At 42.8% G+C, this 16032-nt stretch carries 15 protein-coding genes, 1 other RNA gene and 1 other annotated feature; of the genes, 12 read left to right on the top strand and 4 right to left on the bottom strand.

Going from position 1 to position 16032, the window contains the following annotated elements; all coding sequences use genetic code 11:
* Positions 1–88 precede the first annotated feature (88 nt).
* From CSV61_RS09110 to CSV61_RS09080, 7 genes are all read left to right on the top strand, one after another.
* Positions 89–2287 carry a RelA/SpoT family protein gene (locus CSV61_RS09110; RefSeq protein WP_099638970.1) on the top strand — a complete coding sequence of 733 codons (2199 nt, stop codon included), beginning with the start codon at positions 89–91 and terminating at the stop codon, positions 2285–2287.
* 15 nt (positions 2288–2302) lie between these two features.
* Positions 2303–2743, top strand: coding sequence for a D-aminoacyl-tRNA deacylase (gene dtd, locus CSV61_RS09105; protein WP_083031745.1), 441 nt, complete (start codon positions 2303–2305; stop codon positions 2741–2743).
* Positions 2744–2981: 238 nt separating this feature from the next.
* Positions 2982–3200 (top strand) — a binding site (T-box leader).
* A gap of 74 nt (positions 3201–3274) precedes the next feature.
* Positions 3275–4537 carry a histidine--tRNA ligase gene (gene hisS, locus CSV61_RS09100; protein ID WP_099638969.1) on the top strand — a complete coding sequence of 421 codons (1263 nt, stop codon included), beginning with the start codon at positions 3275–3277 and terminating at the stop codon, positions 4535–4537.
* Between the two features lie 436 nt (positions 4538–4973).
* Positions 4974–6743 carry an aspartate--tRNA ligase gene (gene aspS / locus CSV61_RS09095; RefSeq protein ID WP_099639096.1) on the top strand — a complete coding sequence of 590 codons (1770 nt, stop codon included), beginning with the start codon at positions 4974–4976 and terminating at the stop codon, positions 6741–6743.
* Between the two features lie 75 nt (positions 6744–6818).
* A non-coding RNA gene (ssrS, locus tag CSV61_RS09090) (6S RNA) lies at positions 6819–6999 on the top strand.
* Positions 7000–7132: 133 nt separating this feature from the next.
* Entirely contained in the window at positions 7133–7900 is a 768-nt protein-coding gene (locus CSV61_RS09085; RefSeq protein WP_099638968.1) for a tRNA threonylcarbamoyladenosine dehydratase, read from the top strand.
* Positions 7901–7914: 14 nt separating this feature from the next.
* The gene (locus CSV61_RS09080; RefSeq protein WP_099638967.1) at positions 7915–9333 is read left to right on the top strand and encodes an NAD-dependent succinate-semialdehyde dehydrogenase; all 1419 of its coding nucleotides are present in this window, start codon (positions 7915–7917) and stop codon (positions 9331–9333) included.
* 49 nt (positions 9334–9382) lie between these two features.
* Here CSV61_RS09080 and CSV61_RS09075 read toward each other — a convergent pair whose 3' ends face one another.
* Together CSV61_RS09075 and ilvA are read right to left on the bottom strand one after the other, a co-directional pair.
* Entirely contained in the window at positions 9383–9925 is a 543-nt protein-coding gene (locus CSV61_RS09075; RefSeq protein WP_158233824.1) for a GDYXXLXY domain-containing protein, read from the bottom strand.
* 327 nt (positions 9926–10252) lie between these two features.
* Positions 10253–11521, bottom strand: coding sequence for a threonine ammonia-lyase IlvA (gene ilvA / locus CSV61_RS09070; protein WP_099639095.1), 1269 nt, complete (start codon positions 11519–11521; stop codon positions 10253–10255).
* A gap of 337 nt (positions 11522–11858) precedes the next feature.
* On the opposite strand from ilvA, the gene CSV61_RS16800 reads away from it, so the two are divergent.
* The 4 genes from CSV61_RS16800 to CSV61_RS09055 all read left to right on the top strand — a co-directional run bounded on the left by CSV61_RS16800 (position 11859) and on the right by CSV61_RS09055 (position 13522).
* A complete protein-coding gene (locus CSV61_RS16800; RefSeq protein WP_158233823.1) occupies positions 11859–12005 on the top strand; it encodes a hypothetical protein in 147 nt (48 codons plus the stop codon).
* Between the two features lie 214 nt (positions 12006–12219).
* On the top strand, positions 12220–12351 hold the full coding sequence (gene yhfH, locus CSV61_RS09065; RefSeq protein WP_099638965.1) for a protein YhfH: 132 nt from the start codon (positions 12220–12222) through the stop codon (positions 12349–12351).
* A 234-nt stretch (positions 12352–12585) separates the two neighbouring features.
* Positions 12586–13008: a DUF948 domain-containing protein gene (locus tag CSV61_RS09060; protein ID WP_099638964.1), complete on the top strand. Its 423-nt coding sequence runs from the start codon at positions 12586–12588 to the stop codon at positions 13006–13008.
* A gap of 19 nt (positions 13009–13027) precedes the next feature.
* Positions 13028–13522 (top strand): DUF948 domain-containing protein, encoded by a 495-nt coding sequence (locus CSV61_RS09055; RefSeq protein ID WP_233193566.1) that lies wholly within the window; start codon positions 13028–13030, stop codon positions 13520–13522.
* A 361-nt stretch (positions 13523–13883) separates the two neighbouring features.
* Here CSV61_RS09055 and CSV61_RS09050 read toward each other — a convergent pair whose 3' ends face one another.
* Both CSV61_RS09050 and CSV61_RS09045 read right to left on the bottom strand, forming a co-directional pair.
* Positions 13884–14321, bottom strand: a complete 438-nt coding sequence (locus CSV61_RS09050; RefSeq protein ID WP_029053736.1) for a DUF948 domain-containing protein — start codon at positions 14319–14321, stop codon at positions 13884–13886.
* A gap of 5 nt (positions 14322–14326) precedes the next feature.
* On the bottom strand, positions 14327–14740 hold the full coding sequence (locus CSV61_RS09045) for a DUF948 domain-containing protein (RefSeq protein WP_233193572.1): 414 nt from the start codon (positions 14738–14740) through the stop codon (positions 14327–14329).
* Positions 14741–14963: 223 nt separating this feature from the next.
* Between CSV61_RS09045 and CSV61_RS09040 the strand changes: the two genes are divergently transcribed.
* On the top strand, positions 14964–15962 hold the full coding sequence (locus CSV61_RS09040; protein ID WP_083031714.1) for an EAL domain-containing protein: 999 nt from the start codon (positions 14964–14966) through the stop codon (positions 15960–15962).
* The last annotated feature ends 70 nt before the right edge of the window (positions 15963–16032 follow it).

Below are 16032 nucleotides of genomic sequence, written 5' to 3'. Positions count from 1 at the left end.
ATTCACTTTACATATAGGTGATATTATACATATACTACTAAAACTTATTATCTAAATATTTACGAAATAGGAAGAAAGGGGTAAGTCCATGGCGAAAAATCAAGACCTGACAGAACAAGATATATACGACCTGGTCGCCAAATATATGAACGAAGAACACGTTGAGTTTATTAAGCGGGCATATGTAATGGCTGAAAAGTCGCATGAAGGTCAATTTAGGACTTCAGGTGAACCGTATATCAACCATCCGATTCAAGTAGCTGGTATTTTGGCGGGTCTTCAAATGGACCCAGAAACGGTTGCAGCCGGCTTCTTGCATGATGTAGTAGAGGATACGGAAATCAGTCGCGAAGATATTATCCGTGAATTCGGCGATGAAGTTGCGATGCTTGTGGACGGTGTGACGAAGCTCGATAAATTGAAATTTAGGTCCAACGAAGAAAAGCAAGCGGAAAACCACCGCAAAATGTTTATTGCGATGGCACAGGATATCCGTGTCATTTTAATTAAACTTGCAGACCGCCTGCATAATATGCGTACACTCAAGCATGTTCCAGCAGCGAAGCAACGCCGTGTATCGGAAGAAACATTAGAAATTTTCTCTCCACTCGCTCACCGTCTCGGAATTTCCACGATTAAATGGGAACTCGAAGATATCGCATTGCGTTATTCCAACCCCCAACAGTATTATCGTATCGTAAATCTCATGAAGCAAAAGCGGACAGAACGTGAACAATACTTGAAAGACGTCATGAATCAAATGCGTGTCGAACTGGATGAAATGGGGATCGCTGCAGAAATTCATGGCAGACCGAAGCACTTGTATTCTATTTATCAAAAGATGGTCATTCAGAAAAAAGAGTTCAATGAAATTTATGATCTACTGGCAGTTCGTATCGTCGTAAAAAGCATTAAAGATTGCTATGCAGCACTTGGAATTATCCATACATTATGGAAGCCAATGCCCGGACGATTCAAGGATTATATCGCGATGCCCAAACAAAATTTGTATCAATCAATCCATACGACAGTTGTCGGTCCTGCGGGAGATCCGCTCGAAGTACAAATTCGGACGGAAGAAATGCACCGAATTTCGGAATTTGGTGTGGCAGCGCATTGGGCGTATAAAGAAGGTAAGCAAGTCGCAAAGCTTTCTAGTGATATTGATTCGAAACTGACTTGGTTCCGTGAGATATTGGAAATTCAAAATGAATCGTCTAATGCACAAGAATTTATGGAGTCATTGAAGTTCGACTTGTTTTCGGACATGGTCTATGTATTTACGCCAGACGGGGATGTCATCGAATTGCCGCAAGGATCCGTACCGATCGACTTTGCCTATCGTGTGCATTCCGAAATTGGTAACCGGACGACGGGTGCTAAAGTGAATGGAAAAATCGTACCACTTGATTCGTCGTTATCTACAGGTGATATCGTCGAGATTCTGACGTCGAAACAATCATTTGGTCCAAGCCGTGATTGGTTGAAACTAGCGCATACATCCCAGGCGAAAAATAAGATTCGCCAATATTTCAAGAAACAATTGCGTGATGAGAACATCGACAAAGGTAGCGAGATGATTCAGAAAGAATTGAAAGATGAAGAGTATGATATCAAAGAAGCGTTAAGTAAAGAAAATATGCAACGTACCATTGATAAATTCAGTTTCACTTCTGAAGAAGACCTCTATGCCGCAGTCGGATCCGGCGGCATTACTGCGCAACAAGTAGTCAATCAACTAGCTGAGCGAATGCGCAAGGAACGCGCGAAAAAAGAAACGATTGATAAAATTGTCTCAGAAATTCAAACACCCAAGCCGGAGAAACAGACGGAGTCAGGCGTAATCGTTAAAGACATCGACAATATGCTGATACGTATTTCGAAATGCTGTAACCCGGTGCCGGGCGATGATATCGTTGGCTTTATTACACGAGGTCGCGGTGTTTCCGTTCACCGTACTGATTGTCCGAACGTTTTGTCTGAACAAGGACAGCAAGAACGTATCATTGAAGTCCAATGGGCATTACAGGACGATCAAGTTCGAAAAGAATTCCAAGTTGATATTGAAATTTCGGCATTCGATCGACAAGGATTGCTGAATGAAGTGATGATGGTGGTAGCGGATATGAATACGCCGATTATCGCAGTGAGTGGCAAAGCGGATAAAGATGATATTGCGCATATCCATATGTCAATCAAGATTCAAAACATTACACATCTACAACGCACTGTCGATAAGATCAAACAGATCAAAGATGTGTATTCTGTAGAACGGGTGATGAACTAAATAGGAGGTGCGAACATGCGAGTATTATTACAGCGTGCAAAAGACGCTTCCGTAACAGTAGGCGGAGAAATTACAGGCTCTATTTCAACTGGCTATGTGTTGCTTGTCGGCATCACGCATGACGATACCGAACAAGATGCCAACTATATTGCCAATAAAGTCGCCGGTTTACGTATCTATGAAGACGACGAAGGGAAATTGAATCGTTCAATTAAAGAAGTCGATGGCGCGATTTTGTCGGTTTCCCAGTTTACTTTGTATGGCAACGTACAAAAAGGGCGTCGTCCAAGCTTTATCGAGGCGGCGAAAACTGATGTAGCGGAACCGTTATGGGAATACTTCAATGAACAGCTACGCGGTCATGGACTTCACGTAGAGACAGGACAGTTCGGTGCGATGATGGACGTACAGTTGACGAATGATGGTCCTGTGACGTTGATGATTGAGTCTAGGTGAGTAGGGAATGCGGTTTATGAGCGTTTGCGGTGTTTGATAGAGCGCTTGTCGCGAGTCTATGAGCGGATCGCAGGTGCGATAGAGCGATTGCAACGTTTTATTGAGCGCTCATGGATGGAAATAGAGCGGATATACGTTTCGTATGAGCATTTGCGCACTATGACCATTACACATAAATCGTCAAACAAGTTGACAGTTTCCGCGGTTACGACTAACATAGAAAGTAATCGAATTAATTCATTTACCGATGATGTGGAAAATACCTTTACTTCAGGCTGGAAAGAGAACGGGGGACTTGGCTGAAATTCCCTGACAGTACCGTAAAGCGAATAACACCACGGAGGATTCATGCTGAAATTAGTAGGCGTGAACGGAACCGGCCGTTATCCGGATTCGAGTGGGCACATTTGTGTCAATTTGGGTGGAACCGCGGAAGCTACAAGCTCTCGTCCCTGTTTTATTAGGGATGGGAGCTTTTTTGTGTTCTCAGAAAGTTCGCCCGTTATTAGATCATCGAAAGGAGTTTTATTAATGAATTTTAAAGTTCCCCGCGGTACGCAGGATATTCTACCTGATGTTTCTTGGAAGTGGCAGCGCGTTGAAAAGATCGCTCGTTCGATTTGTGATGTCTACAACTACAAGGAAATCCGCACACCGATTTTCGAACAAACAGAATTATTCCAGCGCACAGTCGGTGATACGACAGATATTGTGCAAAAAGAGATGTATACATTCACGGATCGAGGAGATCGCTCGATGACGTTGCGCCCAGAAGGTACAGCGCCTGTCGTGCGTTCATTCGTCGAGCACAAGATGTTTGGCTATGCAGATCAGCCTGTGAAGCTATACTACACGGGGCCAATGTTCCGCTATGAACGTCAACAAGCTGGCCGTTACCGTCAATTCGTCCAATTCGGCGTAGAGGCAATCGGCAGTGATGATCCGGCTATCGATGCAGAGGTTATTGAGTTGGCAATGAACATCTATAAGAAAACTGGCTTGACGGATATCAAACTCGTACTGAATTCACTTGGCGACAAAGAATCACGTGACGCACATCGCGAAGCGCTAATTGCACACTTCAGCCCGAATATTGGCGAATTCTGTTCAGACTGTCAAAACCGTCTGGAGAAAAACCCATTGCGCATTCTGGATTGTAAAGTGGATAGAGAACACCCATTGATGAAAACAGCTCCATCACTTGCTGATTATCTCAATGAACAATCAAGCGTGTACTTTGAAAAAGTGAAGAGCTATTTAGACATCGCAGGCATCAAGTACGAATACGACCCGAATCTTGTACGGGGACTGGATTACTACAACCACACGGCATTCGAGATCATGAGCACGTCTAAAGGCTTTGGTGCAATCACAACTCTATGTGGCGGCGGACGTTACAACGGACTTGCTGAAGAAATAGGCGGCCCAGCAGCACCAGGCATCGGCTTTGCCCTCAGCATCGAACGACTTTTACTAGCACTTGAGGCAGAAGAAAAGTCCTTTGCAGACGAACCTTCACTCGACGTCTACATCGTCACATTGGGCGACGTAGCACGAGAAAAAGGCTTCGAAATTCTTAGTAAGCTACGCGAGAACGGTTTACGCAGCGAGATGGACTATATGGACCGCAAGATGAAGGCTCAAATGAAGTCCGCCGACCGCTTGAAAGCACATCACGTCATCGTCATCGGCGAAGACGAAGTGAACGAAAACGTCGTCCAGCTAAAGAGCATGGCAGACGGTGAACAGAAAAAAGTGAAGGTTGAAGAATTGATCGGCGAATTGAAGGCGTAAAAGTATCGATAGCGCATGGGATTTGCGCTTCAGCGGGGACGCTTTCCCGAGGGCCCGCGGTAGTCGCCCCTCTAACGCTCCAATCCTGCAAAGAGACTTTAGATCATAGAGGATGTCACTAAAGTCTGTAAGCGAATTTTTTCTGTACTTGTACTTTGTTTTATAATACAAGTATAAGGTCAAATTCAAGTACAGTCACAACGCATTTCAATGTCCTAATTAGGGATAGGAGTGCAGAGCGGCGACTCCCGATGGATCAGCGTGCGCCTTGAGACCCCCGCAGGAACGTAGTGACGAGGAGGCTCAAGCCACGCCCATGGGAAAGCGTCCGCTCGGAACGGAAATCCCCAACCACAACACTATTTTCACTTTCTACTTAGTCTTTCATTTAATAAAAAAATACAAACTCAAACATCAGAAGGGTAGTGTAGCTACAATGCAACGCACACATTATTGTGGGAATTTATCAGAACTACAAATCGGAGAAGAAGTCACACTCAAAGGCTGGGTGCAGAAGCGCCGTGATCTCGGTGGACTCATCTTCATCGATGTCCGCGACCGCGCAGGCATCGTCCAGACAGTCTTCAACCCGGACATCTCAAAAGAGGCACTTGAAATTGCTGAAACATTGCGTAATGAATACGTCATCGAAGTTACGGGTCTCGTCATCGAACGTGAAGAACGTACAAAGAATAAAAACATTGCGACAGGTGCTATTGAAGTGCAAGTTGTTGAAGTAAAAGTCATCAACGAAGCGAAAAACCCACCATTTACCATTGAAGACGAAACGGATGTAGGCGAAGAGACGCGTCTGAAGTACCGTTACTTAGACTTGCGTCGTCCTGAGCTTGCAAAAGTTTTCAAAATGCGTTCAGATATTACGAAAACAGTGCGTAACTTCTTGGATGATGAAGGATTCTTAGAAGTGGAAACACCGATTCTAACGAAATCGACTCCTGAAGGCGCACGTGATTACTTAGTGCCAAGCCGTGTTCACGAAGGTGAATTTTACGCATTGCCACAGTCACCGCAGTTATTTAAGCAGTTATTGATGGTATCCGGTTTCGATCGCTATTACCAAATTGCTCGTTGTTTCCGCGATGAAGATTTACGTGCAGACCGTCAACCAGAATTCACGCAAATCGATATGGAAATGAGTTTCATGTCAATCGAAGAAATTTTGGAGCTTAACGAACGTTTGATCAAGAAAGTCATGAAAGACGTCAAACAAATAGACGTAGAAACGCCGTTTAAACGCATTCCGTATGACGAAGCAATGGGCCGTTTCGGTTCAGACAAGCCGGATACTCGTTTCGGAATGGAATTGACGGACGTATCTGAGATCGTCAAAGACTCTTCATTCAAAGTGTTCGCTAGTGCAGTAGAAGCGGGCGGACAGGTGAAATTGATCAACGTTAAAGGTGCAGCGGATCAGTATTCTCGTAAAGATATCGATGCACTTGGCGAGTTTGCTAAAGTGTATGGTGCGAAAGGTATGGCGTGGTTAAAAGTGACGGAAGACGGCTTCAATGGCCCGATTGCGAAATTCTTCGATGGAGAAATTGGCGAAGCGTTAAAAGCAGCTGGTGGCGGAGAACCTGGAGATTTATTCTTATTCGGAGCAGATAAGAAGTCTGTAGTTGCCGATTCATTAGGCGCGTTACGTCTGAAGCTTGGAAAAGAACTAGATTTAATTGATCAGTCTCAATATAACTTCCTGTGGGTTACAGATTGGCCATTATTTGAATACGATGAGGAAGACGGTCGTTATTATGCAGCACATCACCCATTCACTATGCCGGCTGACGTGGAAGAATTGAAAACGAGCCCGGAAACAGTAAAAGCACAAGCGTACGATCTAGTATTGAACGGATATGAGCTAGGTGGCGGATCTTTGCGTATTTACCAACGTGATGTGCAAGAAGCCATGTTCAAAGCACTTGGATTCACAGAAGAACAAGCGCGCGAGCAATTTGGATTCTTGTTGGATGCGTTTGAATACGGAACACCTCCACACGGCGGAATCGCATTCGGTCTAGACCGTATCGTGATGTTGCTTGCGGGATCTACAAACTTGCGCGATACGATCGCGTTCCCTAAAACAGCTAGTGCAAGTGATCTATTGACAGAAGCACCTAGTTCTGTTGACGAGGCACAGTTGAAAGAACTCGGGATAAAAGTAGTCACTGAACTAGCAAAAAAGTGAGGAAACAACTATTTTTAAAGACTTTGTTCAAATAGATTGAATTATAAAAATGCGTATGATAAGATGAAGTTAGTAGAAATCCTGAAGTGTTCGTCATTTGTAAATTAGTTTTGACCCAACATCTTATCGTCGGGAGTTCAACGTTATAGCTTGGATGACATGCCTTTAATCGGGACGCCAAAAGAGTTATACAGGACACCCACCTGCTATTAGCGGGTTCAAAGCGATATTCAAAGACGGCACAGTCGGGATTTCACTTTCCTACAACCATTCACCTTCTTGCGTAAGCGAGAAGGTTTTTTAGTGTCTAAAATTCAGTTAGTTGCGCGAGTGCAGGTGACTGTTTTAGGATAGAGTGAATACAATTAATCATAAAGGATGCGGTATAGATGTTACATCAATTTTCGAGAAATGAATTATCGATTGGTACAGAAGGCGTAGAAAGAATGAAAGGCAAAACGGTTGCGATTTTAGGTGTCGGTGGCGTCGGTTCATTCGCAGCTGAAGCGTGTGCACGCACTGGTGTTGGACGCATTATCTTAGTCGATAAAGACACGATCGATGTCACCAATATCAACCGCCAATTGGTCGCTTATTTATCAACGGTAGGGCGTTCGAAATCTGAAGTCATGAAAGAACGAATTGCAGATATCAACGCAGAGTGTGAAGTGATTGATTTACATATGTTCTACACCGAAGAGACGTCTGAAGAATTCTTTTCATATAAGCCCGATTATGTAATTGATGCATCGGACACGATCAGCTATAAGATTCATTTGATCCAGCAATGTGTTGAACGAGGTATTAAAGTAATATCGAGCATGGGTGCTGCCAATAAAACAGATCCGACTCGTTTTCGGATTGCTGATATTTCGAAAACGCATACCGATCCATTAGCAAAAGTGATGCGTCTTCGTTTGCGTAAGCTTGGTATTTCTAAAGGTGTGCCTGTTGTGTTTTCTGATGAAAGCCCAATCGTTGTCCGAGAAGATGTCCTGGAAACAGTCGGTAAGGCCGACGCATCGATACGAAAAGCACAAATACCTCCAGCTTCCAATGCATTTTGCCCGTCAGTCGCTGGTTTAATTCTAGCCAGTTGGGTATTAAATGATATAGTGGCGGATATTCCCGTTGAACGTGTTAATGATGCTAAATAAAGGAGAGGTTGGATATGAAAACGACTGAAATGATCATCAACGGAAAGCGACTTGGTGCGGATTTACCCCAAATCGAAGTAGTGAATCCTTCAACAGGTGAGACGATCGGGGCCGTACCTAAAGGCGGCAAAGCGGAAGCGAAGCAAGCGGTCGATGCGGCTTCTGCGGCGTTTTCGGACTGGGCCGCATTGTCGGCGTATGAACGCAGTGCGTATTTAATGAAATGGCATGCGTTGATTGAGAAAAATGAAGAAAGCGTAGCCGACACGATGACGACTGAGCAAGGGAAGCCGTTAGCGGAAGCACTTGGCGAAATGCGTTATTCGAATGGATATATCAGTTGGTTTGCAGAAGAAGGAAAGCGGATTTACGGTGAAACCATTCCGGCTATGCAGTCTAATAAGCGAATGTTCGTGCACAAGCAACCAGTGGGCGTCATCGCGTCGATTACACCATGGAACTTCCCAGCGGCTATGATTGCACGTAAAATTGCGCCAGCACTTGCAGCAGGCTGTACAGTCGTCATGAAGCCGGCTTCCCAGACTCCGCTCACTGCAATTCGTTTAATAGAGCTAGCACAAGAAGCGGGTATTCCGGATGGTGTGCTGAACATTGTAACGGGCAGTGCGGGTGAAATTGCAGAGGCGTGGCAAGAAGACGGTCGTGTGCGTAAGCTGACGTTTACAGGATCTACTGAAATTGGTAAGACATTGATGAAAGGTGCAGCCGATACGATGAAGAAGATTTCATTGGAACTCGGTGGACAGGCACCAGCGATTGTTATGGCGGACGCGGATCTTGACAAAGCAGTAGATGGCGTCATCGCAGCGAAATTCCGTAATGCAGGACAAACTTGTGTTTGCGCGAACCGTATGTATGTTCATTCATCGATCGCGGAGGAATTCACCACGCGAATTGCAGAAGAAACGAAGAAATTGAAAGTTGGCGACGGTAAAGAAGAAGGCGTCGTAATTGGTCCATTAATTGACCAGGATGCAATCGATAAAGTACAAGAACATGTAGAAGATGCGAAATCCAAAGGTGCGACAGTCGTCACAGGTGGCGAACTCGTAAATGGATTATTCTACCAACCGACTGTTTTGAGAGGTGTAACGGACGATATGCTCTGTATGCAAGAAGAGACATTTGGCCCGGTATTGCCGATTGCGACGTTTGAAACACAAGAAGAAGCAATCGAGCGTGCGAATGATACTGTATTTGGACTCGCATCATACGTCTTCACCGAAAATATCACACGTGGTATTCAAATTTGTGAAGCATTGGAGTATGGTATCGTAGGTTTGAATGATGGCTTGCCGTCAGCACCACAAGCTCCGTTTGGTGGCTTTAAACAAAGTGGTCTTGGACGTGAAGGTGGTCATCAAGGTATGGATGAATATTTAGAAGTAAAATATATTTCATTAGGTTTATAATGCAAAAGGAAGCAAAAAGGGAGAGCCGTACTCTTCCTTTTTGCTTCTTTTAGTTGGTTTGGAATTCGCGCAAAATGCTATTGCCGTCAAGAACTTTAAAGTGCGCGGTCATCGTACGGTCTTGCACGCTGTCTGCCGCAACGCGGTGGCCAAACTCGGGAACATAGACGCGATCCAGTCCGAAATTCACGATATAATGATCGTTTTGACGATATTCTCGATCGGTCGTCTGCGCCAGCCAGCCCATTAAATAGACGCCTTCAGCGGGTTTTTTGTCGCTCAATGAAACCAATTCAGATACTCCGTCTTTTTGTTCCAATACGCCAAACACTCGTGTCTGACCGAGTTCATCGGGTTTTTTTAATGCAGTCACTAAACTAGGCGTCATACGCTCCTTTGGTACTTTTTCCACGTCGTAGCGTAACATGACATAATTTTCGGTTGCATCTTGCTCGGTAATCGTTTCTGATTGAAGATAGACATCCGCACCGTTTTGAATTGTTGTGAAGTATGGGACCGTGAGGCTTGCTAAGATGAGCAGGGGAACTATGAAGAGTATGGATATACTGAATTTACTATGTTTGGGGCCCATGTCAGAGTCACCGCCTTTTCTGCAGTTTTCATAAAAAGTGTTCTTCTTATGTACAGATAGCATGTGCTATTTATGAATGTTTTAGTAATTAAATACCCAGTTTTTTTATGTTGAAAACCTTTCATAATTGGTGTGAATAGATTCGTGTGAGATGGGGATAGTCATTTTGTTATGTTAGAAGATAGTGCAAGGTAGGTTTTGAATGTCTGATCTGTTGATGCATAAGAATCAGCGCAGGTCAATGAAGTGTAACCACCATACTACTATGTATATGGCCACGAAAAAATGCCGCAAGAAGTCGCGATGACTCTTGCGGCAGAACTTTTATTAAATTAACAACCCGAACAACGAACTGTCTTTGTTCACTTCTTTATAAGGGAAACCGTTCTTTTCCATACGCGCAATCAGGCCGTTATAATCTTCTTTGCGCTTAATCTCAATTCCGACAAGACCTGGACCGCTCTCTTTGTTATTTTTCTTCGTATACTCGAACATCGTAATATCATCATCCGGTCCAAGTACACCATCAAGGAACTGGCGTAGTGCACCTGCACGTTGTGGAAAGTCCACAAGGAAATAATACAGCAAGCCTTCGTAAATCATCGACTTCTCTTTGATTTCCTGCATTCTACCAATATCGTTGTTTCCGCCACTGATCACGCAGACGACACATTTGCCTTTGATTTCATTTTTATAGAAATCGAGTGCAGCGATCGGAAGTGCACCTGCTGGCTCTGCGATGATCGCGTGTTCATTGTATAAGTCGAGAATGGCGGTACATACTTTACCTTCAGGAACGCTGACGATGTTTTCTAAATAGTTATTACAAATATTGTAATTCAGATCGCCTACGCACTTGACGGCCGCGCCATCGACGAATTTATCAATCGTTGCCAGAGGTACGACTTTTTGGGCGTCGATAGAAGCCTTCATACTTGCTGCACCTGCTGGCTCTGCGCCGATCATCTTCGTATGCGGAGACAAGTTTTTGATGTAGGTACTGATTCCTGACATTAAACCACCACCGCCGATACTTGCAAATACATAATCAATCGGCTCTTCGATATCATTCATGATCTCGACAGCTACCGTTCCTTGCCCCGCGATAATATCCTTATCATTGAATGGATGGATGAAAATACGCTTTTCTTTCTCCATCAAATCGAGCGCCCTCTCGAAACAATCGTCGAAAGTATCTCCGACTAAAATAATTTCAATGCGATCACGTCCGAACATTTTCACCATGTTTACTTTTTGTTTAGGAGTAGTTTGAGGCATGAAGATCTTGCCGTCAATGTCTAGGTTTGCACAAGCGAAAGCTACACCTTGTGCATGGTTTCCTGCACTAGCGCAAACAATTCCTTTTTTACGTGCTTCTGTTTCAATGCGCTTCATCTTATAATAAGCACCGCGCAATTTAAAGGAACGAACATGCTGCAAATCTTCCCGCTTAATATACACATGACAGTCATACTTTTCCGATAGACGATCATTTTTCTGTAAAGGCGTATGCGCTACAATGTCTTTTAGCAGCTGGTTCGCGATTAAGATATCTTCAACTTGAACACTTGGAGTTTCCATTTTTTTCACCTTCATCACTTATCATCTAACCTCCGTTATTGAATCAACGTTTACTCATAATAACATGAAAAAAACCGAATGAACATACGAAAGTTCTAAATTGTATGTTTATTTCGTGAATAATGACTATATTTAAATCACTCTGTAAATGTAAGCGGTTGCTTGTTTAGTTCAGGTTTTAAAAAATTGAGAAGATCAATCATTTAATTTATTTATGGAATAATACGTACATATTTTATTATCGGGCAATAGCATTATGAAGATAGTATGAAGATTCATTCATATAGATCTGTTTTCTGATTATACACAAATACATCGCGTTTAATTCGTAAACAGAAGGGAAAACTAATGAATGAAGAACTACACACCAGAAAGGAAGCGTTTATTCATGCAGAAATGGGATAGTAGACCAGAAAAGCCGGATAATATGCAATGGACGGTGTTTGTCGTAACGCTAGTCATCATCGCGGCTGTAATAGTTTATGGTGTGATGATGTAAAGAGGAAAGAAATGGTATGTCGCGATATTGACATGCCATTTTATTAATCTTTTCTATTTCCTATATTCGTCGTGCTCTTTTGGATTCTATCGTAAAATAACAGGTTCCGTCTGAAAAGAGTGACAAGTCTGACGATACTGTTATATATTAGTCTTAAGAAAAGTTGCTGTATCAGTACAGGGGGATGACAACTAAATGAATGGAGGAATGTACGATGAAAAAGAACACTGAGCAAAAAAGACAAATGGTGGAAAAGGTTTGTACAGAATGTGGGAACCAGTTCAAGGAAAAGCAAGAGTCTATGATGTACGAATGTGAGCGTTGTGTCGGACGACATGAAGAATAATAAAAAATCCTATGTTCCCATACGGGGCATAGGATTTTTTGTTGAAGATGGAAGTCTCTACTTATTAAGTAATACACCCGTGAGTCGCATTGGTTTCCATATCTAGTCACTACAGATGAAAATTATATTTTTACACTCGTATGACAGAACTTCAGGTGATTAATGTTTTAGAAAAACTGAGAGTGGTATAGAATGATAAGATGTATTTAGTCTGTTGGAGAGGAGGATGTGTGTATGGCGTACATTGGTTTATTATTAATTGCAATCTCAATATTGATTGTCGCCATCTACCTTTCATTGTTACTAACGAAGTCTTCGAACTTATTGCTAACCGTTATGGGAACAGTAAAAGGGGTAGAGGCAGAGCTCGACCAAAGCATAGAGCAATTATATGGAACTTTAAATGAGACTGAACAACTGGCGACAGATGTTCAAGTGAAACTCGCGGCAACGACACCTTTATTTTCTACGATTGAAAATATTGGACGATCCAGCCAGTACTTAAGTGAAGAAGTAAACAAGCGGACAAAACAGTTTGAAGAGGATGGTTCTCTTCCGGGAACCGAAAAGTTCGTTCAGGCAATGCAATACGGAGAGTTTGGTGCCCAAGTTTACGATTCATGGCAACGCGGCAAGAAGAGTGTAAAAAATACGTAAAAGGAAATGAGGGTTGAGAATGGATCTCGTTGGAATTGGCGTTATACTAATCGGTATTGCCTTCGTCATTTTAGCTATCTATTTCGCTAAGGTTTTACAACAAGTTGGAAATATTCTACACGATGTCGATGAAACGGTAGGAGCGCTTCCGAAACAACTTGATGGCATTTTGGATGAAACCGGTAATTTAATTAAAAACAGTAATGAATCTTTAGCAGATATCAATACAAAAATTGAAAATCTGACTCCATTGTTCCAAGTAATCGGCGATCTTGGAGAATCTACACACCAGTTGTCTTCTTCATTAGTGGACGTGTCGTCGTCTGTTCAACAAAAAGGAGACCACACAGACACATCAGAGCAAAACAAGAAACTAGGCAACATCTACGGTTCGGCTATGTTAGGTTATTACATCTTTAAGAAGCGTAAGCAATCCGTGAGCGCTGCTAAGGATCGTGCAGAACAGAGTGTTCCACAAAAAAAGTTACCAGCACCAGAAAATGCATCACTTTAAGTGCTGACAAAGACTGAAGATCAATCCCAATCGGGTTTGAACTTCAGTCTTTTTTTAGGGTTAGGCATGGGGAACTTTGCAATCAAACTAAAGAATAGGTGTTATGATAGTGGGAATTAACTATCGGTAGTTGGGGGGAAATGTGAAGTTGGTAAAAGAATCAGTAGGTAGTGGAAGACTATTTATCTTAATCACAAGTTCATTAATATTACTTATATGAATTATCTTCAAGTGAATAAGAATTTCTCTTTCGCATAGGTGAAGAAACGCAAACGACCGACATATAAAAGACCACTAATTCATGTAGCGAATTAGTGGTCTGATTTACGTTTTATATGAGTGAACTGAACAACTCGTCCACTTAAGGTCGCATCTTCTTCAGCTCTTTGCGTTGCTGCATCAAATAAAATGCCAACGTAGCGACTCCATATAACCCTTTATACTCTTTTTCGCGAACAAACTCGCCTGCATTCCCTACACGATCTTTAAAACGAATCGTCGTATCGAGTGCGGCAGTCGTTACTTCGCGTGAAGCCTCACCAACATCCCCGACAATCTGGAAGACCGGTGTCACTTCATAAATCTGTTTGTTTACATTACTGATCGTATCATTCGTCGTATGCAGAATTTGCTGTGTCTGACCCGTAACTTCTGCTACCGTTGACGGCAGGGTATCGGTCGTCTTCTTGACACTTTCCAATACTTCGGTCAATTTTCCAAGTGGTTTAATTAACACGATTGCGACAATAATTAGCGCGATGCCGATGAGCAATACGCCTATTCCTAGTACCCAATCCATCAAGTTCACCTCTCTCCGTTATTCTGCTTCATCTTGTAGAACATTTTTGACGCTACTTCAGACAATGCAGTCGTTTGCTCCATCAGCTTGGCGTATTTGCCAGGAGGCGCTGATACTTGATCTGCCATTTTAGCGATAGAGTTTTGCACGTACTGGGTGGATTCGCGAAGTTCTTTCGCTGAAGCCGCCAATCCGTCAACCGATTGCAGTTTTGCATTCGCATCATCCGCAATTTGGTTTGTCTGCGTCATGAGCTGATCCGCTTTATCTGTGATACCGCCCACTTTCAGTTCCACACGTTTCATCGTTTCTTTTACATCTGTCATTGCTTCTTTGACCGCTTTGGCTGTTTTAATAATAGCAATTGCGATAACCACTAAAGCCGCAACGGCGACTATGGCACTAATATACAAGAGCACCTTCAATCTAGTCACCTCCACATAATAAGTGCGTTTCTAATTTGAACGTCTAACTTCCGTCGAAACGAGTAAACGTTCTATATCCTTGTCATTCCACAAATGAAAGTAATTTAAACCCTGGCGTGCTATTTAACTAGAAAAACTATATTTCTATACTCCTGTATGAGAAAAGGACCTGAAATATGATATGATTTTCAAATCAGATGCTGAAGGAGTGAAGTAAATGCCTTGCAAAGGTTGTGTTGTCCGTGAGATGGATTATGAAGTCTCATTTGAAAATTGTAAACAAACAGCATTGTTCGAATCAGTAGAAGATCATTTGAAACGAGCCGAGATGCTGGTGAACCAGGAAAGTTATACATTTCATGTGAAAGAACAAGGGATAAAAGAATTATACGACTTTTGCGTCGATCATGCAGTAGAAATAGATTCCATTCAGTTTCGTCTCGATCAAACCGACTGGCGGCCGTTCTCGGAAGTCATGCAAGTAGTCGACATGCAATGGATTGACCAAGTCATTCAAAACGAACAATTGGCGAGCCATTATCAGCCTATTGTTACACCCGAGCTCGAGATTTATGCCTATGAATTGCTTGCGCGCTTTTATCATCAAGACGGTAGAGTGATTTATCCAAATGAAATTTTCTCCGCAGCAAAAGAGCGCGGTAGATTATATGCTCTTGACAGAGTGTGTCGTCTAACGGCAGTTCGCTACGCACAACAGATTACGCAAAAAGCATTTATTAATTTCATTCCAACCGCTATCTATTCGCCGGAGTTTTGCTTGCGCTCGACGATTCATTTGGCGAAGGAATTGGAAATTGATCCATATCGTTTGATTTTCGAAGTTGTGGAGTCGGAAAAAGTGGAAGACATGGGCCATTTAAAAACGATTTTGGAGTACTATCATTCAAAAGGATTCGAGTATGCGCTTGATGATGTCGGGGAAGGCTATAACACAGTTGAAGTCCTCTCATTCCTTCGTCCGAACTACATGAAGCTCGATATCAAGTATGTACAAGGTGTCGCGACTGATCTTGCTAAGCAACATATCGCAGCAGAGTTTCTTGAAAAAGCGTTGGCGGTGGATTCGATTCCTTTAGCAGAGGGTATAGAGACGGTAGAAGATTTTGAGTGGTTGAAAGCGAATGGGTATCAGTTGTTCCAAGGCTATTTATTCGGCAAACCGTCGGCAGTTCCACAAGTTGAAATTTTCATATAAGATATGTGCGTTGTTAAGAGTAATTAGTTTACACCGAATTTGATTTAATATTAAAGTATAATCAATAAGG

The sequence above is a fragment of the Sporosarcina sp. P3 genome, from assembly GCF_002743415.1.
Lineage (GTDB): Bacteria > Bacillota > Bacilli > Bacillales_A > Planococcaceae > Sporosarcina > Sporosarcina ureae_A.
This window is presented reverse-complemented; position numbering and strand designations above follow the sequence as displayed.